The following is a 23,079-nucleotide window of genomic DNA, read 5'->3' on the forward strand; positions in this document are numbered from 1 at the left end:
ATATGCGAAAATAGCGGGCTTTGCCGAAATAACCCCGCTTTTTGCCCATGAATGCACCCGAAACTCTCCTGACGGATGACCACCTGCGCGCGCAGGTCAAGCTGCTGGGCACGCTGCTCGGCCAGGTGCTGCTGCAGTTCGCCGGCGAAGACGTGTTCGAGGCCGTCGAAACGCTGCGCCGCGGCTTCGCCGAGCTGCATCAGCAGGAAGACCAGCAGCGGCGCAGCGAGCTGATGGCGATGATCGACGCGATGCCCGCCGCCAAGGTCGAGCTGGTGGTGCGCGCCTTCTCCGCCTATTTCAAGCTCGTCAATGTCGCCGAGGAGAGCTTCGCGCACCGCAACCGCCGCCGCATGCTGTCGCACGGGCTGCCGCTGTGGGAAGGCTCGTTCGATCGTACCGTCGAGGAGCTGAAGGCGCAGGGGATTTCGGTCAACACGCTGCAGGGCATGGTCGACCGCCTGCACTATGCGCCGGTGTTCACCGCCCATCCGACCGAGGCGCGCCGCCGCGCGGTGATGGAGGGCATGCGCCGGGTGTTCCTGATCTGCGACCAGCTCTACAGCCCGACGCTCGGCGTGAACGACCAGCGCGAACTGGAAGCGCAGCTCGCCGCCGAGATCCAGGTGATGTGGCGCACCGACGAGCTGCGCTCCGCCAAGCTCGAGGTGCGCGACGAGGTGCGCAACGGTCTCTACTACGTGCGCGAGGCGCTGTTCGAGGCGGTGCCCAAGGCCTATTACTTCTTCGAGAAGGCGCTGCGCAAGCACTACGGCATGAACGCCGACGGCGTCGCGCCGATCGCCGTGCCGAGCTTCATCCGCTTCGGTTCGTGGATCGGCGGCGATCGCGACGGCAACCCCTTCGTGACGGCGGACGTCACCGAGTGGACGGTGCATACCCAGATGCAGGAGGCGCTGCTGGAATACCGTGCCCGTGTCCGCAGCCTGCGGCAGACGCTGACCCACAGCCGCGACTGGTGCACGCCGTCCGCGGCCTTCTCGGAGCGGCTGCGCGAGTACGAGGACGCGTTCGGCGACCAGGTGTTCCGCGGCACCGCGGTGCAGCTCTACAGCCGCGAACCCTACCGCCGCATGGCCGCGATCATGATGGCGCGGCTCGACGCCAACCTGTCCTACGTCCACCAATGCCTGGCCGACGTGCCGAGCTTCACCTCGCATCTCGCCTACGAGAACGCCGCGGCCTTCCTCGAGGACCTTTACCTGGTGCGCGATTCGCTGATCAGCCACGGCGACCGCATCGTCGCGACGCAGGACCTGCAGGCGCTGATCCGCCTGGTCGAGAGCTTCGGCTTCCACCTGCTGCAGCTCGACATCCGCCAGGAATCGACCGTGCATACGCGCACCGTTGCCGCGGTGCTGCAGCAGATCGACCCCGACTTCGACTACCTGGCCGCGAACGAGACCGACCGCCTGCAGCGGCTGTCGGCGTGGATCGGGCACATCGACCCCATCGAGCTCAACGACGTGTCGTTCGACGACGAGGCGCGCGAGGCGCTCGCGGTGTTCCGCCGCATGGCCAAGCTGCAGGCCGAGGTGGGCGACGAGGTGTTCGGCACCTACGTGATCTCGATGACGCACAGCGCCTCGCACGTGATGGAGGTGATGCTGCTCGCGCGCCTGGTCGGCCTGTGCGGCCACACCGGCAGAGACTGGTTCTGCCGCATCCAGGTGGCGCCGCTGTTCGAGACGGTCGACGACCTGCAGCGCAGCCAGGCGATCCTCGACCAGCTGCTGTCGAACAAGATCTACCGCGGACTGGTGGCCGCCAACGGCAATCACCAGGAAGTCATGCTCGGCTACTCGGATTCGTGCAAGGACGGCGGCATCCTGGCGTCGAACTGGAATCTGTACCAGGCGCAGCTGTCGATCATCGCGCTGACGCAGAAGTACGGCGTCGAGTGCCGCCTGTTCCATGGCCGCGGCGGCACCGTCGGGCGCGGCGGCGGCCCGACCCACGACGCGATCCTGTCGCAGCCGCCCGGCACCGTGAACGGCGAGATCAAGTTCACCGAGCAGGGCGAGATGCTCTACTACAAGTACAGCAATCCCGAGACCGCCAACTACGAAATCGGCATGGGCGTGACCGGCCTCCTGAAGGCGAGCGCGACCGCGCTGAAGAAATGCGAGGTGCGCTACCCGCAGGAATACCTCGACTGGATGCGCGACATCGCCGCGGCGGGCGAGACCGCCTACCGCGGGCTGATCGGGATGGAAGGCTTCATCGACTACTTCTACGAGAACACCCCGGTCAGCGAGCTCGGCACGCTCAACATCGGCAGCCGACCCTCGCACCGCAAGAAGGCCGACCGCTCGTTGGGCTCGATCCGCGCGATCCCCTGGGTGTTCGGCTGGGCGCAGTCGCGCCACACGCTGCCGGCATGGTACGGCATCGGCAGCGCGCTGAAGGGCTTCATCGAGGGCCAGCCCGACGGCCTCGCACACCTGCAGGCGATGTGCCGCGAGTGGCCCTTCTTCCGCGCGCTGCTGTCCAACGTGCAGATGGCGCTGACCAAGGCCGACATGGAGATCGCCGAGGAATACGCCGGCCTGTGCGAACATCCGAATGCGACGGCGATTTACCGGGCCGTGGCGGACGAGTTCGATCTGACCGTATCGACGGTGAAGCAGGTCGCGCAGATCGAGAACCTGCTCGAGGACAATCCCTCGCTGGCGCTGTCGATCTCGCGCCGCCGGCCCTACATGGACCCGATCAACCACATCCAGGTCCGGCTGCTGAAGCGCTATCGCTCCGAGAGCCTGTGGGAATCGGAACAGGATTCGTGGCTGACGCCGCTCAAGCGCTCGATCAACGCGATCGCCGCGGGGATGCGCAACACCGGCTGACATGGACGGAGACGAGGGTTCCGCTCCTGATCGTCCGAAGTCCCGCGGACTGGCCGTCTCGATCGGCCTGAACGTCGTGCTGTTCCTGCTGGCGTGCGGCCTGATGCTGTATGCGTTCATGCTCAACGTCGACCTCGGCGACGTCAAGCGCAGCCTCTCCAAGGAAGCCGAGACGCGCCAGCAGACCGAGCAGTACCTGATCGAAACGCGCAATCGCCTCACCGAGAGCCTGCGCGAAATCGAGCAGCTGAAGGCGCAGGTCGCCTACAAGGAGGCCGACGCCGCGCAGGCTGCCGCCGCGGCCAAGCCGGCACTGCCGGTCGTCGTCTCCTTCCGCTCTTCGCTGCTGGGAAAGGGCCTGGTGGCGGAGATCGAGAACACCAGCGAGCGCTACCTCACCGTGATGCTCGCCGTGCGCAATCCGACGCTGGCGACGGCCAAGCGCTTCAAGCTGGATCTCGCACCGCGCGCCACGACCGGTTTCGGCCACCTCGAGGGCTGGCAGTTCGCTTCCGGCGACGAACTCAGCCTGTTCAACGACGACTTCAACGCGCTTAAGATCACCGTGCCCTGAAGGCACGGCGGCGCATCCAGGCCCGCGCGGCAAGCCTCGGGCGCCGCACTGGATTTCCCGCCCCGGCTGTGATAAAAAAGACTTCACTGTCTGAAGTCTGGGTGCCCCGATGACCGCCACCACGCTGGAACTGCTCCAGAAATACAGCGTACCCGGCCCGCGCTACACGTCCTATCCGACCGCGCCGTATTTCAGCAAGGCCTTCGGCGAGGCCGACTGGCTCGACGCATTGAATGCGCCGGCGGCCGACCGGGGGCTCTCCTTGTACGCCCATATCCCGTTCTGCGACTCGCTCTGCTACTACTGCGGCTGCAACATGGTGGCGACGCGGGACTATCGCAAGACCCAGCCCTATCTGGCCGCGCTGGACCGGGAGATGGCGCGCACCGCCGAGCACGTCGACCCGGCGCGCCTGGTGCACCAGCTGCATTGGGGCGGCGGCACGCCGACCTATCTGAACCCCGACGACATCCGCCGGCTGATGGCGATGATGCGCACGCACTTCAAGGTGGCCGACGATGCCGAAATCAGCTGCGAGGCCGATCCACGCGAGCTGACGCGCGCCCATCTGGAGGCCTTGCGCGAATCCGGCTTCAACCGCATCTCGTTCGGCGTGCAGGACATGGATCCGGCGGTGCAGCAGGCGGTCAACCGCATCCAGCCCGAGGCGCTGATCCAGCAGGTGATCGACTGGTCGCGCGAACTCGGGTTCGCCAGCATCAACCTGGACCTGATCGTGGGCCTGCCGAAGCAGACGGTCTCCAGCTTCCGCCGCACGCTCGAACGCGTGACCCAATGGTCGCCGGACCGGCTGGCCGTGTTCTCGTACGCCCATGTGCCGTGGCTGAAGAAGCACCAGAACCTGATCCGCGAGGCCGAGCTGCCGGACGCGGCCACCCGCCTCGACCTGCAGCAGGCGGTCAACGAAATCCTCGGCACGGCAGGCTACGTCAACATCGGTCTCGACCATTTCGCGCGGCCGGAGGACGAACTGGTGCGCGCGCAGCAGAACAAGACCTTGTGGCGGAATTTCCAGGGCTACACGACGCACAAGGACTGCGACATTCTCGCGTTCGGCGTATCCAGCATCAGCCAGACCGCCGACGTGTACATGCAGAACGACAAGAGCCTCAAGCGCTACGAGGACCGCATCGCCCGAGACGGCTTCGCCGTCGAACGCGGCGTGAAGCTCAGCCGCGACGACCAGATCCGCCGCGACGCGATCACCCGCGTGATGTGCGATCTGGAGCTCGACTTTGCAGCCTTCGGCCGGGAGTGGGACATCGTCTTCAGCGACTATTTCGCCGAGCCCCTGGCCGACCTGCGGCCCCTCGCCGACGACGGGCTGGTCGAAATCGAGGCGGAGCGCATTCGCGTCACGCCGCGCGGGCGCCTGTTCCTCCGCAACATCGGCATGTGCTTCGACCGCTACCTCAAGGAAGCCGCCAGCCAGCAGCCGCGTTATTCCCGGACCGCCTGACTCCGTGTCGGACGCGCCACGGCGGCAGGCCGCGTCGTGTTGACAAATCGGCGGTGACTTCGGGATAGTCTGCCGTTAACAAGATGGCGGAGCGCGACACTATGAGGCAAGCGGAACGGGCCCGGCGCGGCGCTCGAAACGCATGACGCCGGGCGACCGATCAGGCGTCGACCCGCGTCCTGCGCAGCTGTCCCGGTATCGCCTGCTTGTTCCGCTGGCCGCGGGCCTGGGGTATTACCTGAGCGCCAGGCTTGGCGTGGCCGCCTCGGCCATGTCGGAGGGCATTTCCATCTTCTGGCTGCCCAACGGCATCCTGCTGGCCGCCCTGCTGATGGCGCCGCGACGCACATGGCCGCTGTACATGCTGGCGGCCGTGCTCGCGGAGATCGCCGCCGACCTGCCTACATTCACGCTTGCCCAGGCGCTCGGCTTCGCCGCCGTCAACGTGTTCGAGTGCACGCTGGCGGCCATGCTGCTGCAGCGGTTCGCCCGCCCCTTCGTGCTCGACCGCTTGCGCCATGTCGTGCTGTTCGGCGTGTTTGCACTGGTCGTGGCGGCCGGGCTGGCCGCCCTGCTGGGGGCGCTCATCTATTCGCAGACCGTCGCCACCGCCACCTCGTTCTGGACCTTCTGGATGATCTGGTGGCTGGGCGACGGCCTGGGGGTGCTGCTCGTCACGCCGCTCCTGCTGAGCTGGCTGCAGGGCAGCGGCGAGCCGACCGAACGCCGCCATCTGGAAGCGATGGCGCTGTTCGTGTCGACCCTGCTGCTGACGATCTGGGTGTTTACCCACGCTCCCGACAGCACTGACATTCCCCGACGCCCCTTCCTGCTGGTGCCGCTGTCGCTCTGGGCGGCGGTCCGCTTCGGCGTGCGGGGAGCGGCCAGCATCGGATTGCTGGTTGCGGCCATCGGCATCGCCGCGAGCCTCCATGGCATGGGTCCGCTGGTGGTGGCGACGCCGGAGCATACGAGCCTGCTGCTGCAGGAGTTCCTGGCGGTGCAGGCGCTGTCGTCCCTTGTGCTGGCCGCCTTGCTGCAGGAGGTGCGCACCACGCACGGGGCACTCAATCGCTTGAACCGCGAACTTGAGGCGCGGGTGGAGGCGCGCACCCGCGAACTGCAGCAGGCCATCCAGCATCTCGAGGAGCTGGCTTCGACCGACCCGCTCACGGGCGCCAGCAACCGCCGTCATTTCCTCGAGGTGGCGCGGACCGAGATCAGCCGTGCCAGGCGTCAGGGCTCTCCCCTGTCGGTGGTCATGTTGGACATCGATTTCTTCAAGGCGATCAACGATCGCTTCGGCCACGAGATCGGCGACAAGGTGCTGGCGGGGCTGGCCGCCACCGTGCATACGTCCCTGCGTGGGGGCGACATCTTTGCCCGTCTGGGCGGCGAGGAGTTCATTCTCATGCTGCCGGGGCAGGGCATCGACGAGGCGTATCAGCTGGCCGAGCGCCTGCGGGTGCGGGTCGCGTCGATGGAGGTGCCCGATTGTCCGGCAGGCATCACCATCAGCGCCGGGGTGGCGGGCCTGCAGGATGCCGGCGACGAGATCGGCACCCTGCTGCGGCGGGCCGACCAGGCGCTCTACGAGGCCAAGCACCGGGGCCGCAACCGGACCTGCATCGCGGAAACGGGTCTGGGGCCGACCGTTGCGGACGCGTAGGCATCAGCAGCAGCCGCTTCCGTCGTCGCGCTTGGGGCAGCCTTCGGGCCGCTTGCGCGGCGGCAGCGGGCAGCGGTTGATCTCGTCCGCGCTACGCTGGAAGTAGCAGGTCAGGGCGCTGGACGCGATGCCCAGCAGCCAGAACACGAAGAAGCCGACGGTGTAGGCGGCGATGCGCTGACCGATCAGGGCTTCGCCGCGGTACATGAGCTGCAGCGGGTCGAACAGCGTCGTGAAAACGATGTCCGCCACCCCCGCGACGAGGAAGGACGGCCACAGGATATGGATGAGGCGCTGCATCATGGCGTGCTTCTCCTCTGCCGGGTGCTCATTCCTCGGGCGTGTTCATCTTCCGCTTGTACCAGACCATCAGCGCGATTGCCATGCCGATGATGAACAGGATGGTGAAGAGGCTCAGCAGGCCGATCGGGCTGCGGAACAGCAAGTCAAGGATGGCGTTCATTCAAGTCTCCCTGGTGTGGTTGAACGACGGGGGCGGATGACAGTGCGACCGCCTTCGCGAACGGCGAATAGACCACGCCCGCGAGGCGCCAGGTCGACGCCGCATCGACCAGCTGCGCATGCCATTTTCCGGCGGGCAGTGGCGGAAGTGCCGCGCGATAGCGGTCGCCGCCGGCCCGATGCAGCACGAGCGTGTGATCCATGCCCTGGTGGGTCGGATGGGCGAGTGTCAGCACCAGTTCGGCGGGGTAGCCCGTCGGATGTCCGGCGAGCGTCAGCAGCAGGACGCCGTCCTCGCTCTCGAGGGTGGCGACGAGGCCCTGCGCGCGCGCGGCGTCGTCGCGCTCCAGCGTCTGGTTGATCGCCAGGCCTTCCTTGTAATAGTCGCCGACGACCAGGCCGTCGGCGGTTCGGGCCGCGATCCACAGCGTGGTCAGGCCGGCGACGACCGCGGTGGCGGGCAGGCTCATCAGGAACCACGGCCAGGGCTCGCGGTACCAGGGTTTGGCGTGCGGAGAGGAACGGGTCATGGCGCCTTCCTTTGCGTACTAGCGGTTGAAGAATTTGGTCGCGGCGTCGGTGCGGATGCCGGGGTCGTCGAGCGCGCGCACCGTGATCGTGACCGGGATGGAGCGCCCCTTCAGCTCCGCCGGATCGGCGATCAGGCTCAGCGGCAGGTCGATGGTCTGCAGGGGGCCGGCGGCAATGTCCCGGGCGCCGGCCGCGACTTGCAGGCCGGCGATTCCGGTGGCCTCGATCGCATAGCGGTGCGGCTGGCCGTCCTTGTTGATGATCTGCAGCCGGTAGACGTTTTCGATCAGGCCCTCGTCGGTTTCCTTCGACAGGGCGGCGCGGTCGCGCACGACGCCGATCGTGAGCGGTACGCGGGTGGCGAGGCTGTAGACGAAGGCGCCGGCGATCAGCGTCAGCAGCACCGTGTAGATGATCGTGCGCGGGCGCAGGACGTGCCGGACGATGCCGGCATCCGGATATTTCCCCTTCACCACGTTTTCCGTCGTGTAGCGGATCAGCCCGCGCGGGTAGCCCATCTTGTCCATGATCTGGTCGCAGCCGTCGATGCAGGCCGCGCAGCCGATGCATTCGTACTGCAGGCCGTTGCGGATGTCGATGCCGGTCGGGCAGACCTGGACGCAGACGCTGCAGTCGACGCAGGTGCCGAGCCCGGCCGCCTTGTAGTCGGTCTTCTTGCTGCGCGGCCCGCGCGGCTCGCCAATGGAGCTGTCGTAGGTGACGGTCAGCGTGTCGGAGTCGAACATCACGCTCTGGAAGCGCGCGTAGGGGCACATGTACTTGCACACCTGCTCGCGCATGAAGCCGGCGTTGCCCCAGGTCGCGAAGGCATAGAACAGGATCCAGAAGGTTTCCCACGGTCCCAGGCTGCCGCTGATCGTCTCCGCCGCCAGCGTCTGGATCGGCGTGAAATAGCCGACGAAGGTGAAGCCGGTCCACAGCGCGATGGCGAACCAGACCGCGTGTTTGAGTCCGCGCTTCCTCAGCTTGGTGGCGTTCCAGGGCGAGGCGTCGAGCTTCCTGCGCGCGACGTGGTCGCCCTCCAGCCAGTTCTCCACCCACATGAAGATCTCGGTGTACACCGTCTGCGGGCACGCGTAGCCGCACCACAGGCGGCCGGCGACGGCGGTGAACAGGAACAGCGACAGCGCCGACAGGATCAGCAGCCCGGTGAGATAGACGAAATCCTGCGGCCAGAACACCAGCCCGAAGATGTAGAACTTGCGCGCGGCGAGGTCGAACAGCACCGCCTGGCGGTGGTCCCACTGCAGCCAGGGCAGGCCGTAGTAGAGCGTCTGCGTGAGCAGCACCAGCGCGATGCGCCAGTTGGCGAATACCCCGTGCACCGCGCGCGGCTGGATCTTCTGCCGGATCGCGTAGAGCTGCTGCTCGGTTGCCGCGTCGGCGGCGGGTTTGTTGTCGTCGGTCACTGCGTTCGTCCGTGAAGGTCTGGGCCGCTGGAGCGCACTGCCGGCAATGCGCTCTAGCGGCCCGCCGGGCGTGCCCGGCGAGATCCGCTTGTTGCCTACCGCCTGCGGCTCACTTCTGCTGCGACAGCCCGTACACGTAGGCCGCCAGCAGGTGGAGCTTGGCCTCCTTGTTGGACGTCGTGCCGAGCGTCTGGGTCATCGCCGGCATGACGCCGTTGCGTCCCTTGCTGATGGTCTCGATGATCGTCGCCTCGCTGCCGCCGTAGAGCCACACCTTGTCGGTGAGGTTGGGCGCGCCCATCGCCTTCATGCCGGTGCCGTCGGGCATGTGGCAGGCAGCGCAGTTCTCGGCGAAGACGGTCTTGCCGGCGGCGGCGAGCGCGGCGTCATGCTTGCGGCCCGACAGCGACAGCACGTAGTTGGCGACCTGCCTGACCTTTTCCGCGCCGAGCGTGTCGCCCCATGCCGGCATCATGGCGGTGCGGCCGTTGGTGATCGTCGCCTTGATGGTCTCGGGATCGCCGCCGTAGAGCCAGTCGTTGTCGGTCAGGTTGGGGAAGCCCTTGGCGCCCTGGGCGTCGGAGCCGTGGCACTGCGAGCAGTAGGTCAGGAAGAGGTGCTTGCCGATGGCGCGGGCGTTCGGGTCGGCGGCCACCGTGGCGATGTCCTCCTGCATGTACTTGGCGTACATCGGCTGGAACTTCGCCTCCGCCGCCTTCACCTCGGCCTGGTATTCGCCCCTGGAGGTCCAGCCCAGCAGGCCGGCGAAGTTGCCGAGGCCCGGCCACAGCGCCAGATAGCCGAGCGCGAAGATCATGGTGCCGTAGAAGAGCCCCAGCCACCAGCGCGGCAGGGGATTGTTGAGGTCCCGCAGATCGCCGTCCCAGGTGTGCTCCATGAGTTCGGCCTTCTCGCCCGGCGCGAACTTCTTGGTCGTCTGCGACTTGAGGAACACCCACGTGCCGATGATGCTGACCAGGGTGATGACGCTGATGTAGATGGGCCAGAAGCCGCTCGTGAAATCGCTCATTGCTTGTCTCCTTTTTGGGCGGGCTTGTCGTCGTCATCCTCGAAGGGGAGTCTGGCGTCTTCCTCGAAGCGCTGCTTGTTGCGCGCGCTGAAGGCCCACCAGACGATGCCGATGAAGACCCCGACGAAGATCGCCGTGACGATGCCGCTGATCGTTCCGCTGTCCATGTGCGCTCAGTTCGCCGGGGCGTGGGTGCCCAGCACCTGCAGGTAGGCGATCAGCGCCTGGAGCTCGGTCTTGTCCTTGAGCTCGGTGGGCGCCTCGGCGATCTCCTGCTGCGTGTAGCCGTGGCCGACGAGGTTGAGCGTGCGCATCTTGGCCTGGATGCCGGTGTCCTGCAGCGGCCGGTCGAGCCAGGGGTAGGCCGGCATGATCGACTCCGGCACGACGTCGCGCGGGTTCATCAGGTGCGCGGCCTGCCAGGCGTCCGAGTAGCGGCCGCCGACGCGCGCGAGGTCGGGGCCGGTGCGCTTGGACCCCCACAGGAAGGGACGGTCGTACACGTATTCGCCGGCGACCGAGTAGTGGCCGTAACGCTCGGTCTCGGCGCGGAACGGGCGGATCATCTGCGAGTGGCAGCCGACGCAGCCCTCGCGGATGTAGATGTCGCGCCCCATCAGCTGCAGTGCCGAGTAGTGCTTGAGGCCCTCCACCGGCGTGGTGGTCGAGGTCTGGAAGAACAGCGGCACGATCTGCACCAGGCCGCCGACGCTGACGATGAGGATGGTCAGGACGATCAGGAGACCGAGGTTCTTTTCGATGCTTTCATGCGTAATCATAGAGGGCTCCTTAACGTGAGCTCGCGCAGCGAGGCTGCGTCCCCCTCTCCCGCGTGCGGGGGAGGGCAGGGGTGGGGGAAACGGTCATGGCGAATTTCATGACCGTCAGGCGTGGACGGCTTGCGGGATGGGGGCGTCGTTGACGACGCGGCCTGCTCCGACGGTCTTCAGGACGTTGTAGGCCATCATCAGCATGCCGGTCAGGAACAGCAGCCCGCCTCCGAGACGGATCATGTAGAAGGGGTGCATCGTGGTGAGCACTTGGGCGAAGCTGTAGGTCAGCGTGCCGTCCGGGTTGGCCGCCCGCCACATCAGGCCCTGCGCGACCCCGGCGATCCACATCGAGGCGATGTACAGCACGACGCCGATGGTGGAGAGCCAGAAGTGCCATTCGATCAGCTTGGTGCTGTACATCGACTCGCGGCCGAACAGGCGCGGAATCAGGTAGTACATCGAGCCGATGGTGATCATCGCGACCCAGCCGAGCGCGCCGGAGTGCACGTGGCCGATGGTCCATTCGGTGTAGTGCGAGAGCGCGTTGACCGTCTTGATCGACATCATCGGGCCCTCGAAGGTCGACATGCCGTAGAACGACAGCGCCGTCACCATGAACTTGAGGATGGGGTCGGTGCGCAGTTTGTGCCAGGCGCCCGACAGGGTCATGATGCCGTTCATCATGCCGCCCCAGGACGGCGCCAGCAGCATCAGCGAGAACACCATGCCGAGGGACTGCGCCCAGTCGGGCAGCGCGGTGTATTGCAGGTGGTGCGGGCCGGCCCACATGTAGATGAAGTTGAGCGACCAGAAGTGCACCACCGAGAGGCGGTAGGAGTAGATCGGGCGGCCGGCCTGCTTGGGAATGAAGTAGTACATCATGCCGAGGAAGGCGGTGGTGAGGAAGAAGCCCACCGCGTTATGGCCGTACCACCACTGCACCATCGCGTCCTGCACGCCGGCGTAGGCGGAGTAGGACTTGTACCAGGCGCTGGCGTGGCCGCCGAGGATCCACGGCAGCTCGGCGCTGTTGACGATGTGCAGCAGCGCGATCACCAGGATGTAGGCACCGAAGAACCAGTTGGAAACGTAGATGTGCTTGGTCTTGCGCTTGACGATGGTGCCGAAGAACACCAGCGCGTAGGACACCCACACCACCGCGATCAGCAGGTCGATCGGCCATTCCAGTTCGGCGTATTCCTTGGAACTGGTGATGCCCATCGGCAGCGTGATCGCCGCCAGCACGATGACCGCGGTCCAGCCCCAGAAGGTGAACGCGGCGAGCTTCTCGGCCCACAGCCGCACCTGGCAGGTGCGCTGCACGATGTAGTAGGACACCGCGAACATCGCCGACCCGCCGAACGCGAAGATCACCGCATTGGTGTGCAGCGGTCGCAATCGCCCGTATGACAGCCACTCGATGCCGAAGGTCAGGTCCGGCCAGATCAGTTGCGAGGCCAGGATCACCCCGACCAGCATCCCGACGATCCCCCACACCACCGTCATGATGGCGAACTGGCGGACGACCTTGTAGTTATAGGTTGTCGCTTCCATGCACGTCTCCCAGGTTTGATAAGTCGATTAGTACATGCGAATCTGGTGATGCGTTTCGCATATGAAGATAAATATATCCGGTTAGTCGGGTGTGTCAAGTTGCCGCACGACGCAAGGCCGATGTCGCGCCGCCGGGTGTTGTTTGCACGCGAACGCTGACGGCTCCCCTTTTTTATGCCAGATTCAGACTTGGTATAGCTCAGGTCGTATGCAATTGAAATGCATCATGTTTCCAGCCTCGTCCGCACCCGCGTCTGCCTCATCCGCCACGGCGAGACGGATTGGAACGTCGAGAAGCGCATTCAGGGCCACACGGACGTGCCGCTGAACGAGACGGGGCGCGCGCAGGCGCTGGCGATGGCGTTCAACGCCGCGCACCAGCGGTTCGACGCGATCTACAGCAGCGATCTCGCGCGTGCGGTCGAAACCGCGCAGGCCCTCGCGCAGCGCGAGGGCCAGGCGGTCCGGCTGCTGCCCACGTTGCGCGAACGACATTTCGGCCTCTTCCAGGGGTTGACCGCGGCGGAGGCCGCCTCGCGCCATCCGGCGGCGCATGCGCACTATGTCGCGCGCGACCTCGACTACGACTTCGGGACGGGCGAGTCGCTGCGCCGTTTTGCCGCCCGCGTTGGCGAGGCGATCGACTGGCTGCTGCGGCATCACGCCGGACAGACCGTTGCCGCGGTGAGCCACAGCGGCGTGCTCGACATCGTGTATCGCCGCGCGACCGGACGGCCGCTCTCCGCGCCGCGCGATTTCAAGATTCCCAACTGCGCGCTCAACTGGTTCCATTTCGACAGCCAGGGCTGGCATCTCGAGGCGTGGGGCGACCGCCACCATTTGCACGAGGTGCTGATGGAGCCGCCGGAATGAGCGAAGCGGGCCGCTGGATCGTGCTGCTGCGTCATGGCCACAGCGAATGGAACCTGTCCGACCGATTCACCGGCTGGACCGACATTTCCTTGACGGAGATCGGGGTTGCCGAGGCGGTCGCGGCGGGGCGCCGGCTGGCGCAGGCCGGCTACGCGTTCGACGAGGTGCATGGCTCGGTGCTGCGGCGCGTCCGCCAGACCGCCGACGCGCTGCTCGCCGCGATGGGGACACCGGACGTTCCCTTGTTCACGACCTGGCGCCTCAACGAGCGTCACTACGGCGCGCTGCAGGGCCTGAACAAGCGCGAGATCTTCGCCACGTGGGGCGAGCAAGCCTCGCGCCGCTGGTGGCGCGGCTACTATGCGCCGCCGCCGCCGCTCGCCGACGACGATCCGCGCCATCCGCGCTTCGATCCGCTGTTCGCCGGGATCGACCGGGCCGACCTGCCGGCAAGCGAGAGCCTGCGCGACTGCCAGCAGCGCATGCTGCCCTACTGGAACGAGGTGCTGCGGCCGCGGCTGATGGCCGGGCGGCGGCTGCTGGTCATCAGCCACGGCAACACCTTGCGCGGCCTCGTGATGCATCTCGACGGGCTGTCGGCCGAGGCGATGGAGAAGGTGGAGATCGCCTCCGGGGTGCCGCTGGTCTACCGCTTCGACGCGGCGGGTCGCGTGATCGGCCACGCGTGGCTCGAAGGCGACGCCGCGCGCGTCTCCTGATCAGCCGAAGCCGAGGTCCTGCGCCAGTCCGGCGTGGAGGATGCGGCCGCCCTGGACGTGCAGCCCGGCCTTGAGCCCGGGGTCGGCATCGAGCGCGCCGAGCCCCTGCGCGGCCAGCGCCTGCACGTAGGGCAGCGTGGCGTGGGTGAGCGCCTTGGTCGACGTGCGCGCGACGGCGCCGGGCATGTTGGTGACGCAGTAGTGCACGATGCCGTCGGCGACGAAGAAGGGATCGCTGTGGGTGGTGGGGCGCGAGGTCTCGGCGACGCCGCCCTGGTCGATGGCGACGTCGACCAGCACGGCGCCCTGCGGCATGCGCGCGAGCGCGGCGCGGCTGATCAGGCGCGGTGCGTGGCGGCCGGGAATCTGGGCGGCGCCGATCACGATGTCGGCGTGTTCGAGGCTGTCGCCGATCGCGTCGGGCGAGGAGAAGCGGGTTTCCACCCGCGCCCCGAACAGCGCCTCGGCGCGGGCGAGCGTGTCGGGCTGGCGATCGATCAGCGTCACGCGGGCGCCCAGCCCGACCGCGGTGCGCGCGGCGCTCATCCCGACCGTGCCCGCACCGATGATGAGCACGCGCCCCGGCGGCACGCCGGGCAGGCCGGTGATCAACTTGCCGCTGCCGCCGTGCGAGGTGTGCAGGCCGAGCGCGCCCATCTGCGGCGCCAGCCGGCCGGCGATGTCCGACATCGGCTGCAGCAGCGGCAGGCCGCCGCCCGCCCGGGTGACGGTTTCGTAGGCGATCGCGGTGACGCCGCGCGCCATCAGCTCGCGCGCGAGATCCGGCGCGGCGGCAAGGTGCAGGTAGCAGAACAGCAGCTGGCCTTCGCGCAGCCAGCCGAGTTCGACCGGTTGCGGTTCCTTGACCTTGACCACGAGGTCCGCGGCCCATGCCTCGGCCGACGTGGCGACGACGGTGGCGCCCGCTGCACGGTAGGCGTCGTCGCTGAATCCGGATGCGGCGCCGGCCCCGCTTTCGACGCTGACGCGCTGCCCGGCTGCGGTGAGGATGTGCGCGCCCTCGGGCGTGAGTGCGACGCGGTATTCGTGGTTCTTGATTTCCCGGGGGATGCCGATGTGCATGGAGGCCTCGCGGAGGTGGGGACGCGTGCAGCATACCCCAGGCCCGCGGCCCGCTTGAAGGGGCGCGCTATCGCGGCGGCGCGGTGCGGCGCTCGAAGCGGTAGTAGGCGGGCAGGACGTGTTCGAGGCGGACCTCGCGCATGCCCCAGCGGATCGCGAGGCGGCCGACGGTGCGGTAGGGACCGATCATGGTCGGCGCCGCCTGCACGTCGTAGAGGCCGGGCGCGAGCAGGCGGGCCGCGACCGTCAGGCCGCCGTCGCGGGCCTGCGTGGCGACGCCGGCGAACGGGCGCGCCAGCGGCTCGCCGATGAAGAGGCCCTGCCCGGGCATCTGGACGCTCTTCCAGTAGGCCTCGATCAGGGTTTCGCCCTGCAGGTAGTGCGCCATGACGACGGCGGGAACCGGAAACTTGGCGGGGAAGTTGCACGGCTCGACCACCGCGCCGTAGCTGCCGGTGGCGCCGGCCTCCAGCCAGGCGAGGCTGCTCATCTGACTACCGCCGAAGAGTTCGCCGCCGGCCGAGGTGAGGTGGTCGCCAATGGCGCCCGGCAGGAAGCCGTCGCTGTCGAGCGCGGGCACCCGGGCCAGCCCGGTGAAATAGAACATCACGTCGTGGCGGTCGCGCAGTGCCTCGCCTTCGACGATTTCGACGGGGATCGCGCGCTGCAGCTGCGTGCGCGCCGCAGCGTAGCCGGCGGCGCGCACGTTGCGATTCTTGTCGGGGGTGCTGACGAGGTAGGCGGTGCCGGTGGGGTTGCTGCCGTCGGACGCGACGCCGCGGTCGATGAGCTGCTTCGCCTCTGCCACGCTCGCCGCGGCGAGGCTCATGGTCGGCCGCATCCCGTATCTGGCGTAGGGCCGCGCGGCGCTGCTGTCGAAGTAGGGGCTCGCCTGCGTCGGCTGGCAGGTGCTGGCGCAATAGGCGGGGCTGAAGCCGAACGCGAAGGCGGAGGTGATCGACATGCAGTCGACGCGCCAGGGGCGCGCCCAGGTCAGGGCATAGGCCTGGACGGCCTTGGGCGTGACGCGGTCCACGCGCCGCTTGAGCGCGGCGAATTCCTCGCGCGCGAGCGCGCTCTGGCCGGGCTTGAAGCGGACGTGGATCAGGTTCTCCGCCGGGATGCCGCGCTTCTGCATGTAGTAGGCGGCAATCGCCACGCTGTCGGGATCGTCGTCGTTGACGATGACGCCGAGCTGCGTCGCGTCGAGAGCGGGCTGCGGAAAACCGGTGACGACCGGCGCGGTCGGCGCGGCCAGCGCCGCCGCCTGCAGCAGCAGGCACGCCAGCGCGGCCGCGATGCGGCGCACGGTCAGCGCGCGAGGCGGCGCACGCATTCGCGCACCAGCGCCGGCCCGCGGTATATGAGCCCGGAATACAGCTGCACCAGGGAGGCGCCCGCGTCGATCTTTTCCTGCGCGTCGTCTGCGGACAGGATGCCGCCGACGCCGATGATCGGCACCTCGCCCTTGAGGTGGCGCGCCAGTTCGCGGATCACCCGCGTGGAGGCCGCGCGCACCGGTGCGCCGGACAGGCCGCCGGTCTCTTCCGCGTGCGGCAGGCCGGCGACGGCGTCGCGCGCGATCGTGGTGTTGGTCGCGATCACCGCGTCGATGCGGTGCATCATCAAGAGCGCCGCGATCGCCGCGATCTGCGCGTCGTCGAGGTCGGGCGCGATCTTCAGCGCGACCGGCACGTAGCGGCCATGCCGCTGCGCGAGTTCGGATTGCCGCAGCTTGATCGCGGACAGCAGCGCGTCGAGCGCCTCGTCGCGCTGCAGTTCGCGCAGGTTCTGCGTGTTGGGCGAGGAGATGTTCACCGTGACGTAGCTCGCGTGCGCGTAGACCTTGTCCAGGCAGGCGAGGTAGTCGTCGACCGCGTGCTCGTTGGGCGTGTCCTTGTTCTTGCCGATGTTGATGCCGAGCACGCCCTTGAATGCGCTCGCCTCGACGTTGCGCACGAGATTGTCGACGCCGCGGTTGTTGAAGCCCATGCGGTTGATGATGGCCTCGGCCCGCGGCAGGCGGAACAGGCGCGGGCGCGGATTGCCGGGCTGCGCGCGCGGCGTCACGGTGCCGATCTCGAGGAAACCGAAGCCGAGCGCCGCCAGGGCGTCGATGTGGGCGCCGTCCTTGTCGAGGCCGGCCGCCAGCCCGACGGCGTTGGGGAAGTCGATGCCCATCACGCGTGCCGGCCGGCCTTGCGTTCGCGGCAGCAGCGCAAGCAGGCCCAGGCGCCGCGCGAGATCGAGCCCCGAAAGCGTGAGGCCATGCGCTGTCTCGGGGTCGAGGCTGAAGAGGGCGGGGCGGAGCAGCGGATAAAGCATGGCGCGAGACGGGGCGGAAACTGCCCGGGAGTTTAACAGGGGATGGACGCAGGACTGCCGTCCGGCGGCCGCTCGATGTTATCCTGAACCTCTGCGCAGGATAGCTGTCTCTTCGCTTCGATCGACCCGTGTTCTTTCAATCGCCAACTTGCCCATGACTACACCGCACTTCCTGCAACGCCTCGCCCTGTCCTTCACCGTGCTGATCGCGTCGGTCGCCTGGAGTGCGCCGCTCGTCCCGCCGCCCCCGGAAATCGCGGCCAAGTCCTACGTCCTGATGGACGCGGCGAGCGGCGACGTCCTGGCCCAGCATGACGGCGACACGCGCCTGCCGCCGGCCAGCCTGACCAAGATGATGACCGCCTACATCGCGACGCTGGAGATGCAGCGTGGACGGATCCATCCGGGCGACATGGTCACGATCAGCGAAAAGGCCTGGCGTACCGGCGGCTCGAAGATGTTCGTCGAGGTCGGCAAGCAGGTCTCGGTCGACGACCTGTTCCACGGCATCATCATCCAGTCGGGCAACGACGCCAGCATCGCGATGGCCGAACACATCGCCGGCAGCGAGGACGCCTTCGTTTCGCTGATGAACGCCGAGGCGCAGCGCCTCGGAATGCGCAATACCCATTTCACCGACGCGACCGGCCTGCCCCATCCGGATCATTACTCCAGCGCCCACGACATGGCGATCCTGGCGCGCGCGATCATCAACGCGGACCCGGCGCACTACGCGATCTACAAACAGAAGTACTTCCTGTGGAACGGCATCAACCAGCCCAACCGCAACCTGCTGCTGTGGCGTGACGATGCCGTCGACGGGCTGAAGACCGGCCACACCGAAGAGGCCGGTTACTGCCTCGTCGCCTCCGCGAAGCGCGGGAACGAGCGCCTGATCGCCGCCGTGTTCGGCACCGACAGCGAAGCGGCGCGCGCCGCCGAAACGGCCAAGCTGCTGACCTACGGCTTTCGTTTCTTCGACAGCCGGACGTTCTACAACAAGGGTGCCGTGGTGACCGACGTGCCCGTATGGAAGGGCGCAGCGCGCAGCGTCAAGGCCGGCGTCAACGATGTCGTGGCCGTCAGCGTGGCCGCGGGCGAGGCCGACAAGCTCGTCGCCCTGGCGATTCCCAAGCCCACGTTGATCGCGCCGGTGAAGCAGGGCGACGTGATCGGCAAGGTGGAGATCCGCGCGGGCGACAAGGTGATCAAGCAGGTCGATCTCGTCGCGACGGAAAGCGTCGAGCAGGGCGGCTTCTTCCGCCGCATATGGGACAGCATCCGGCTGTTCTTCAGGGGGCTGTTCGGCTGACCGACGCGTGCATGTACGAAGGGCGACCGCCCGGATGAGGGGTCGCCTTTCGTGTGGCCCGTGCATGGCCCCTTGGCCTGCAATCGACCGGTGAAACCAGTCGTCGGGCCGGTCATCACAGGGGAGCCTTCAGCTTGCGGCCGCCCGTGATGGAAAACCCTTCGCGCTCATAAAACAGCAGCGTCCGGTCGAATTGCGGCAGCGGCGGAGTCGTGACCTCCAGACGGCTCCAGCCGCGGGTCGAGCCAAAATCCCTGGCTTGACGGACCAGGCGTCGGCCCAGTTCCTGCGAGCGGAATCCAGGACGAACATAGAGTTCGGGGATCGTGCCGAATGCCCCTTCAGCGTATAGCGCATAGCTCTCGATCAGGGTGATGAACCCGACGGGCCCGTCGTTTTCCCCACAGGCGACGAAGACGAAGTACTTCTCCCGACTGATGAAATCAGCGAGTCTCTCCGTCGTCGCGGCCAGATCAAAGTTGAACGCCTGAATGCCGGTGCTCGCCATGATCTCGGACAGCAATTCGCCGACCATTGCAGCGACCTGCGAAGCATCGCGGGTGCAGGCCCGTCTGATCGTGAATTCGGTGTGCATCTTCATGTGGCCCAAGGTTGCCGGTAACCGGCGCGCGAAAGGAAGCGAGGCCGACCGAATCATGTTCGGCGGGGCCACGCGCAGGCGCGACCGCGCGGGATGGCAGGCCTGAGCCTACGCTTGCCTGACGATGTCGACCGAGATCTCCACAGCCGGGATCGATCCGCGGTTCTCGAGCCAGTGCAGGGTGTTCCTGTCCTCGGGCCAGCCCACGCCCGGGCCATAGTCGGTCGCGACGCCATCTCGATGGTCGGTGATCGTACCTTGCAGGATGTAGACCACACCGGGTCTGTCCTTATGGTCGTGAATCGGGCCGAAGACGCCTCCAGGCTCGATGGTCACCATACGCATCCGAAGCTGGCGCCCGGCCATGCCCTCGATCTCCGAACCGAGATCAACCGTCGCAAGCAGGTTCACCGTCACCCCCCTCGTCTCCGGTGCCGCCTGTTCGTTGCTCATCATGCCCTCCTCTCCATGGTCCAGCGTCTGACGTCATTCATGTAGCCCCTGAGGGCCGGACGTTCTTCAATATAGAGGCAGGCCATCCCCGCCACCAGCCGATCGATTGATAAAAGGCGATTATCGCGCCAGGCTTCGATCGTGCGCCATGAAGAAGGAGACCGCGCCGGGTCGGCGCTGTCCCCGCCACGATGGGCCGCTCAGGCCGGGAAGCTTGGTCTCATGCGTAGCAGGCGGGCTGTGCGAGGCCGGGCGCAGGCCTCGCGAGCCGTCACGGAAACGACAAGGGCCGCAATTGCGGCCCTTGTCGTGGCGATGCCCTGATGCTTACTTCTTCGCCGTCCGCCGCAGGCGGTTCAGCAAGCGCCGCGCCAGTTCGCCGAACAGCTCGGTCTGCGTCGGATGCGGGAAGATGGCCTTGGCGACCTGCGTGAGCGTCATTTCGCCCGCGACCATCATGACGCCGATGCCGATCAGGGTGTCGGTGTGGTCGGCGAGGAAGTGCACGCCGATGATGCGGCCGGTCGCCTTGTCGGCGACGAGCTTGATCATGCCCTCGGTCTCGCCGGTGATCATCGCCTTGGCGTCGATGCTCATCGGCATCTTGGCTTCCACCGCGTCGATGCCCTTGGCCTTGGCCTGCGCGACCGAGAGGCCGACGAAGCCGGCCTGCGGACGCGAGAAGGTGACGCCGCAGTCCTTGTCCTGGTCGTAGATGCTGCCATGGCCGAGCAGGTTGTCGGCGGCGACGCGGCCCTGCGTCGCGGCGGTGTGGGCGAGCATGTAGCCGCCGATGACGTCGCCGACCGCGTAGACGTGCGGGGCGCTCGTCTGGCAGCGCGCATTGACCTTGATTGCCGCACCGTCGAGCTCGACGCCGACCTTGTCGAGGTTGAGGCGGCTGGTGTCGGGGCGCTTGCCGGTGGCCATCAGGACGACGTCGCAGTCGAACACCGACTCGACGCCTTCCTTGTTCGCATAGCGCAGCTTCATCGCGCCCGGCGTGCCGGAGACTTCGTTGATCGCGGCATGGGTGACGACGGTGATTTCCTTCTCAAGCGAGGCGATCAGCGTCTTGGCGATTTCCTCTTCGACCTCGGCAAGGATGCGCTCGTTGCGCTCGAGCATCAGCACCTCGGCGCCGAAGTCGCGGAAGATCTGCGCCATCTCGACGCCGATCACGCCGCCGCCGACGATGCCGAGCTTCTTCGGCGGGGAGGCGAGGTTCCAGATCGTGTCGGAGGTGACCACGCCGCCCGTCGCCAGGTTCTCGCGCGCGCCGGGGATCGGCGGCACGAAGGCGGGTGCACCCGTGGCGATGACGGCCGCGCCGAAGCTCAGCTGACTGACGACGCCGTCGGGGGCGGTGATCTTCAGCGTGTGGGCGTCGATGAACTCGCCGAAGCCTTCGATCACGTTGATCTTCATGCCCTTGTCGGCCTTGAGCGCCATTTCGCCGCGCGCCTGCTGCACCCAGCGGCGGTGCTTCTCGACCTGTCCCCAATTGAGCTTGGGCGCGTTCGTGCCGTCCACGCCCATCTCGGCGTCGTGCGCGCGGTTGCGGATGTTGTCCGCCGCCGCACGCCAGGCCTTCGAGGGGATGCAGCCGCGCCACAGGCATTCGCCGCCGGGGAAGGGCTCGTTGTGCACCATCGCGACCTTGATGCCATGGTCGGCCAGGTCGCGCGCGCAGTCCTCGCCGCCGGGGCCGCCGCCGACCACCACGACCGGGTAATCCCAGTTGCCTTCGGGGATGGGCGAAACGGGCGCGCTCGTGGTTGCAGCGGTGCCGACGGATTCAGCCGCCGCCGCGCCGCCCGCCATCCAGGCGTCGGGCGCCTCGATGGTCTGCTTCAGCGTGGTGAGATATAACGCCACGTCGGCGCCATTGAGCACGCGGTGGTCGCCGGTGATCGTGAAGGGCGTGCCCTGCGGGCCGTTCGCGGCGATCGCCAGGATCGCGGCGATGCCGGGTGTGGGGATCGCGGTGAAGTGCGCCACGCCCAGCATGCCCATGTTGGAGATCGTGAAGGTCGGGTTGGCGTACTCGGCCGGCGCGAGCTTGCGCACGCGTGCACGCTCGACGAGGCCGGTCCAGTCGCCCTGCAGCGCTTCCAGCGAGCGCTTTTCGATGCCATGCAGGATAGGCACCACCAGCCCGCCATCGTTCGACATCACGGCGACGCCGAAGTCGTGGTTCGTGCGCTCGACCAGCTTGTCGACCGGCTGGTAGGCCCAGTTCATGCGCGGGAATTTCGCCATCGCGACCGAACAGGCCTTGGCGATCGCCACCGTCACCGAGACCTTCTTGGCCTTGGCGGCGGCAGTGAGCTTGGCGGTGTCGATGTTCACCGTGACGTTGAAGGTCGGCAGCGTGAGCGAGGCGGTCATCGCGTGGCTGACGGCCTTTTCCATCGAGGTCATGGCGCGGCCCTGACCGGGCACGTCGACCTGCGGCAGCGAGTGCGCGACTTCGGCCATCGACGGGCGCGCGCGCGCCACGTCGGCGGCGACGATCACACCCGACGGCCCGCTGCCGGCGAGACCGGCGAGGTTGACGCCAAGCTGCGCGGCGACCTTGCGGGCGTAGGGCGAAGCCGGGCGGCCCGGCACGCGCGCCACCGGCGGCTGGCTGCCGCCGATGGCGACCGGCGCCGGCGCGGCCTTGGGCACGGGAATGGTGGGCTGTTTGTCGGCGGGGTGCGGCGCGACCTTGTGGGTGTCCTTGACCTTGTGCTCGGCGGAGATCGTCACGCCGGTGTCGTTCGCTTTCGACGCGTCGTCGACGATGAAGGCCATCGGGTGGCCGACCTCGACCACGCTGCCGACGTCGGCGATCGGGCCGGAGAGGAAGCCTTCCTGGAACACCTCGACGTCCATGATGGCCTTGTCGGTCTCGACCGTGGCGACGATGTCGCCGCGGCGGATGCTGTCGCCGGGCTGCTTCTCCCAGGTCACGACGACGCCTTCGGTCATGGTGTCCGACAGTTGCGGCATCACGATCGGCGTGCCGGCGTGATGCGGGATCATCTCGGTCTGCGCCTTCTCGGCGACCACCTCGCCGGCTGCGATCGCGACGTCGCCCGGGGTATCGGAGATGTAGCCGAGCGCACCGCCGACCGGGATCGTCGCGCCGACGTCGGCGATCGGGCCCGCCAGATAGCCGGCCTTGAACACCTCGACGTCCATGATGGCCTTGTCGGTCTCGACCGTGGCGACGATGTCGCCGCGCTCGACCTTGTCGCCCGGCTGCTTCTCCCAGGTGACGACGACGCCCTCGGTCATGGTGTCCGAGAGCTGGGGCATCGTGATGGCGTAATGTTGGGACATGCTTGGATCCTAA

Annotated in this window: 21 protein-coding genes; 7 read left to right on the top strand and 14 right to left on the bottom strand. The window is 67.4% G+C overall.

What is annotated here, in order from left to right:
* The first annotated feature begins 47 nt into the window (after window positions 1-47).
* The 4 genes from ppc to VA613_RS03520 all read left to right on the top strand — a co-directional run bounded on the left by ppc (window position 48) and on the right by VA613_RS03520 (window position 6,590).
* Window positions 48-2,867, top strand: a complete 2,820-nt coding sequence (gene ppc, locus VA613_RS03505) for a phosphoenolpyruvate carboxylase (RefSeq protein WP_324780478.1) — start codon at window positions 48-50, stop codon at window positions 2,865-2,867.
* A gap of 1 nt (window position 2,868) precedes the next feature.
* Complete coding sequence (locus VA613_RS03510; protein WP_324780479.1) at window positions 2,869-3,441, top strand: hypothetical protein; 573 nt, start codon at window positions 2,869-2,871, stop codon at window positions 3,439-3,441.
* Between the two features lie 109 nt (window positions 3,442-3,550).
* Window positions 3,551-4,921, top strand: coding sequence for an oxygen-independent coproporphyrinogen III oxidase (hemN, locus tag VA613_RS03515; RefSeq protein ID WP_324780480.1), 1,371 nt, complete (start codon window positions 3,551-3,553; stop codon window positions 4,919-4,921).
* Between the two features lie 142 nt (window positions 4,922-5,063).
* Window positions 5,064-6,590 carry a sensor domain-containing diguanylate cyclase gene (locus VA613_RS03520; RefSeq protein WP_324780481.1) on the top strand — a complete coding sequence of 509 codons (1,527 nt, stop codon included), beginning with the start codon at window positions 5,064-5,066 and terminating at the stop codon, window positions 6,588-6,590.
* Between the two features lie 3 nt (window positions 6,591-6,593).
* Here VA613_RS03520 and VA613_RS03525 read toward each other — a convergent pair whose 3' ends face one another.
* The 8 genes from VA613_RS03525 to ccoN all read right to left on the bottom strand — a co-directional run bounded on the left by VA613_RS03525 (window position 6,594) and on the right by ccoN (window position 12,370).
* The gene (locus VA613_RS03525) at window positions 6,594-6,893 is read right to left on the bottom strand and encodes a hypothetical protein (RefSeq protein WP_324780482.1); all 300 of its coding nucleotides are present in this window, start codon (window positions 6,891-6,893) and stop codon (window positions 6,594-6,596) included.
* A 25-nt stretch (window positions 6,894-6,918) separates the two neighbouring features.
* Window positions 6,919-7,053, bottom strand: a complete 135-nt coding sequence (locus VA613_RS03530; protein WP_324780483.1) for a DUF3149 domain-containing protein — start codon at window positions 7,051-7,053, stop codon at window positions 6,919-6,921.
* Window positions 7,037-7,582 (bottom strand): FixH family protein, encoded by a 546-nt coding sequence (locus VA613_RS03535; RefSeq protein ID WP_324780484.1) that lies wholly within the window; start codon window positions 7,580-7,582, stop codon window positions 7,037-7,039. The genes VA613_RS03530 and VA613_RS03535 overlap by 17 nt, the downstream gene beginning before the upstream one ends.
* Window positions 7,583-7,600: 18 nt before the next feature.
* A complete protein-coding gene (gene ccoG, locus VA613_RS03540) occupies window positions 7,601-9,013 on the bottom strand; it encodes a cytochrome c oxidase accessory protein CcoG (RefSeq protein WP_324780485.1) in 1,413 nt (470 codons plus the stop codon).
* 109 nt (window positions 9,014-9,122) lie between these two features.
* The gene (gene ccoP / locus VA613_RS03545; protein WP_324780486.1) at window positions 9,123-10,043 is read right to left on the bottom strand and encodes a cytochrome-c oxidase, cbb3-type subunit III; all 921 of its coding nucleotides are present in this window, start codon (window positions 10,041-10,043) and stop codon (window positions 9,123-9,125) included.
* Window positions 10,040-10,210, bottom strand: coding sequence for a cbb3-type cytochrome oxidase subunit 3 (locus VA613_RS03550; RefSeq protein WP_324780487.1), 171 nt, complete (start codon window positions 10,208-10,210; stop codon window positions 10,040-10,042). Before VA613_RS03550 ends, ccoP begins: the two co-directional genes overlap by 4 nt.
* 6 nt (window positions 10,211-10,216) lie before the next feature.
* The gene (gene ccoO, locus VA613_RS03555) at window positions 10,217-10,822 is read right to left on the bottom strand and encodes a cytochrome-c oxidase, cbb3-type subunit II (protein ID WP_324780488.1); all 606 of its coding nucleotides are present in this window, start codon (window positions 10,820-10,822) and stop codon (window positions 10,217-10,219) included.
* Between the two features lie 105 nt (window positions 10,823-10,927).
* Complete coding sequence (gene ccoN / locus VA613_RS03560) at window positions 10,928-12,370, bottom strand: cytochrome-c oxidase, cbb3-type subunit I (protein ID WP_324780489.1); 1,443 nt, start codon at window positions 12,368-12,370, stop codon at window positions 10,928-10,930.
* Between the two features lie 219 nt (window positions 12,371-12,589).
* Between ccoN and VA613_RS03565 the strand changes: the two genes are divergently transcribed.
* Together VA613_RS03565 and VA613_RS03570 are read left to right on the top strand one after the other, a co-directional pair.
* Window positions 12,590-13,243: a histidine phosphatase family protein gene (locus VA613_RS03565; protein WP_324780490.1), complete on the top strand. Its 654-nt coding sequence runs from the start codon at window positions 12,590-12,592 to the stop codon at window positions 13,241-13,243.
* Window positions 13,240-13,962 (top strand): 2,3-bisphosphoglycerate-dependent phosphoglycerate mutase, encoded by a 723-nt coding sequence (locus VA613_RS03570; protein ID WP_324780491.1) that lies wholly within the window; start codon window positions 13,240-13,242, stop codon window positions 13,960-13,962. Before VA613_RS03565 ends, VA613_RS03570 begins: the two co-directional genes overlap by 4 nt.
* On the opposite strand, the gene ald is transcribed toward VA613_RS03570, so the two are convergent.
* From ald to VA613_RS03585, 3 genes are all read right to left on the bottom strand, one after another.
* Window positions 13,963-15,045, bottom strand: coding sequence for an alanine dehydrogenase (ald, locus tag VA613_RS03575; RefSeq protein WP_324780492.1), 1,083 nt, complete (start codon window positions 15,043-15,045; stop codon window positions 13,963-13,965).
* A gap of 67 nt (window positions 15,046-15,112) precedes the next feature.
* Complete coding sequence (locus tag VA613_RS03580; protein ID WP_324780493.1) at window positions 15,113-16,381, bottom strand: TIGR03790 family protein; 1,269 nt, start codon at window positions 16,379-16,381, stop codon at window positions 15,113-15,115.
* Entirely contained in the window at window positions 16,357-17,370 is a 1,014-nt protein-coding gene (locus VA613_RS03585; protein WP_324780494.1) for a quinone-dependent dihydroorotate dehydrogenase, read from the bottom strand. Before VA613_RS03585 ends, VA613_RS03580 begins: the two co-directional genes overlap by 25 nt.
* A gap of 154 nt (window positions 17,371-17,524) precedes the next feature.
* Between VA613_RS03585 and VA613_RS03590 the strand changes: the two genes are divergently transcribed.
* Entirely contained in the window at window positions 17,525-18,682 is a 1,158-nt protein-coding gene (locus VA613_RS03590; RefSeq protein WP_324780495.1) for a D-alanyl-D-alanine carboxypeptidase family protein, read from the top strand.
* Window positions 18,683-18,797: 115 nt separating this feature from the next.
* On the opposite strand, the gene VA613_RS03595 is transcribed toward VA613_RS03590, so the two are convergent.
* The 3 genes from VA613_RS03595 to VA613_RS03605 all read right to left on the bottom strand — a co-directional run bounded on the left by VA613_RS03595 (window position 18,798) and on the right by VA613_RS03605 (window position 23,066).
* The gene (locus VA613_RS03595) at window positions 18,798-19,283 is read right to left on the bottom strand and encodes a GNAT family N-acetyltransferase (RefSeq protein WP_324780496.1); all 486 of its coding nucleotides are present in this window, start codon (window positions 19,281-19,283) and stop codon (window positions 18,798-18,800) included.
* Window positions 19,284-19,391: 108 nt separating this feature from the next.
* Window positions 19,392-19,739, bottom strand: coding sequence for a cupin domain-containing protein (locus tag VA613_RS03600; protein WP_324780497.1), 348 nt, complete (start codon window positions 19,737-19,739; stop codon window positions 19,392-19,394).
* A gap of 324 nt (window positions 19,740-20,063) precedes the next feature.
* Window positions 20,064-23,066 carry an FAD-dependent oxidoreductase gene (locus tag VA613_RS03605; RefSeq protein WP_324780498.1) on the bottom strand — a complete coding sequence of 1,001 codons (3,003 nt, stop codon included), beginning with the start codon at window positions 23,064-23,066 and terminating at the stop codon, window positions 20,064-20,066.
* Window positions 23,067-23,079: the final 13 nt, after the last annotated feature.

The sequence above is a fragment of the Thiobacillus sp. SCUT-2 genome (assembly GCF_035621355.1).
In the GTDB taxonomy this organism is placed as follows: domain Bacteria; phylum Pseudomonadota; class Gammaproteobacteria; order Burkholderiales; family Thiobacillaceae; genus Thiobacillus; species Thiobacillus sedimenti.

What these genes read in the sequence shown, in the direction of transcription:
- ppc (WP_324780478.1), top strand. Translation starts at nt 48, where the DNA reads ATGAATGCACCCGAAACTCTCCTGACGGATGACCACCTGCGCGCGCAG.
- VA613_RS03510 (WP_324780479.1), top strand. Translation starts at nt 2,869, where the DNA reads ATGGACGGAGACGAGGGTTCCGCTCCTGATCGTCCGAAGTCCCGCGGA.
- hemN (WP_324780480.1), top strand. Translation starts at nt 3,551, where the DNA reads ATGACCGCCACCACGCTGGAACTGCTCCAGAAATACAGCGTACCCGGC.
- VA613_RS03520 (WP_324780481.1), top strand. Translation starts at nt 5,064, where the DNA reads ATGACGCCGGGCGACCGATCAGGCGTCGACCCGCGTCCTGCGCAGCTG.
- VA613_RS03525 (WP_324780482.1), bottom strand. Translation starts at nt 6,893, where the DNA reads ATGATGCAGCGCCTCATCCATATCCTGTGGCCGTCCTTCCTCGTCGCG.
- VA613_RS03530 (WP_324780483.1), bottom strand. Translation starts at nt 7,053, where the DNA reads ATGAACGCCATCCTTGACTTGCTGTTCCGCAGCCCGATCGGCCTGCTG.
- VA613_RS03535 (WP_324780484.1), bottom strand. Translation starts at nt 7,582, where the DNA reads ATGACCCGTTCCTCTCCGCACGCCAAACCCTGGTACCGCGAGCCCTGG.
- ccoP (WP_324780486.1), bottom strand. Translation starts at nt 10,043, where the DNA reads ATGAGCGATTTCACGAGCGGCTTCTGGCCCATCTACATCAGCGTCATC.
- VA613_RS03550 (WP_324780487.1), bottom strand. Translation starts at nt 10,210, where the DNA reads ATGGACAGCGGAACGATCAGCGGCATCGTCACGGCGATCTTCGTCGGG.
- ccoO (WP_324780488.1), bottom strand. Translation starts at nt 10,822, where the DNA reads ATGATTACGCATGAAAGCATCGAAAAGAACCTCGGTCTCCTGATCGTC.
- ccoN (WP_324780489.1), bottom strand. Translation starts at nt 12,370, where the DNA reads ATGGAAGCGACAACCTATAACTACAAGGTCGTCCGCCAGTTCGCCATC.
- VA613_RS03565 (WP_324780490.1), top strand. Translation starts at nt 12,590, where the DNA reads ATGCATCATGTTTCCAGCCTCGTCCGCACCCGCGTCTGCCTCATCCGC.
- VA613_RS03570 (WP_324780491.1), top strand. Translation starts at nt 13,240, where the DNA reads ATGAGCGAAGCGGGCCGCTGGATCGTGCTGCTGCGTCATGGCCACAGC.
- ald (WP_324780492.1), bottom strand. Translation starts at nt 15,045, where the DNA reads ATGCACATCGGCATCCCCCGGGAAATCAAGAACCACGAATACCGCGTC.
- VA613_RS03580 (WP_324780493.1), bottom strand. Translation starts at nt 16,381, where the DNA reads ATGCGTGCGCCGCCTCGCGCGCTGACCGTGCGCCGCATCGCGGCCGCG.
- VA613_RS03585 (WP_324780494.1), bottom strand. Translation starts at nt 17,370, where the DNA reads ATGCTTTATCCGCTGCTCCGCCCCGCCCTCTTCAGCCTCGACCCCGAG.
- VA613_RS03590 (WP_324780495.1), top strand. Translation starts at nt 17,525, where the DNA reads ATGACTACACCGCACTTCCTGCAACGCCTCGCCCTGTCCTTCACCGTG.
- VA613_RS03595 (WP_324780496.1), bottom strand. Translation starts at nt 19,283, where the DNA reads ATGAAGATGCACACCGAATTCACGATCAGACGGGCCTGCACCCGCGAT.
- VA613_RS03600 (WP_324780497.1), bottom strand. Translation starts at nt 19,739, where the DNA reads ATGATGAGCAACGAACAGGCGGCACCGGAGACGAGGGGGGTGACGGTG.
- VA613_RS03605 (WP_324780498.1), bottom strand. Translation starts at nt 23,066, where the DNA reads ATGTCCCAACATTACGCCATCACGATGCCCCAGCTCTCGGACACCATG.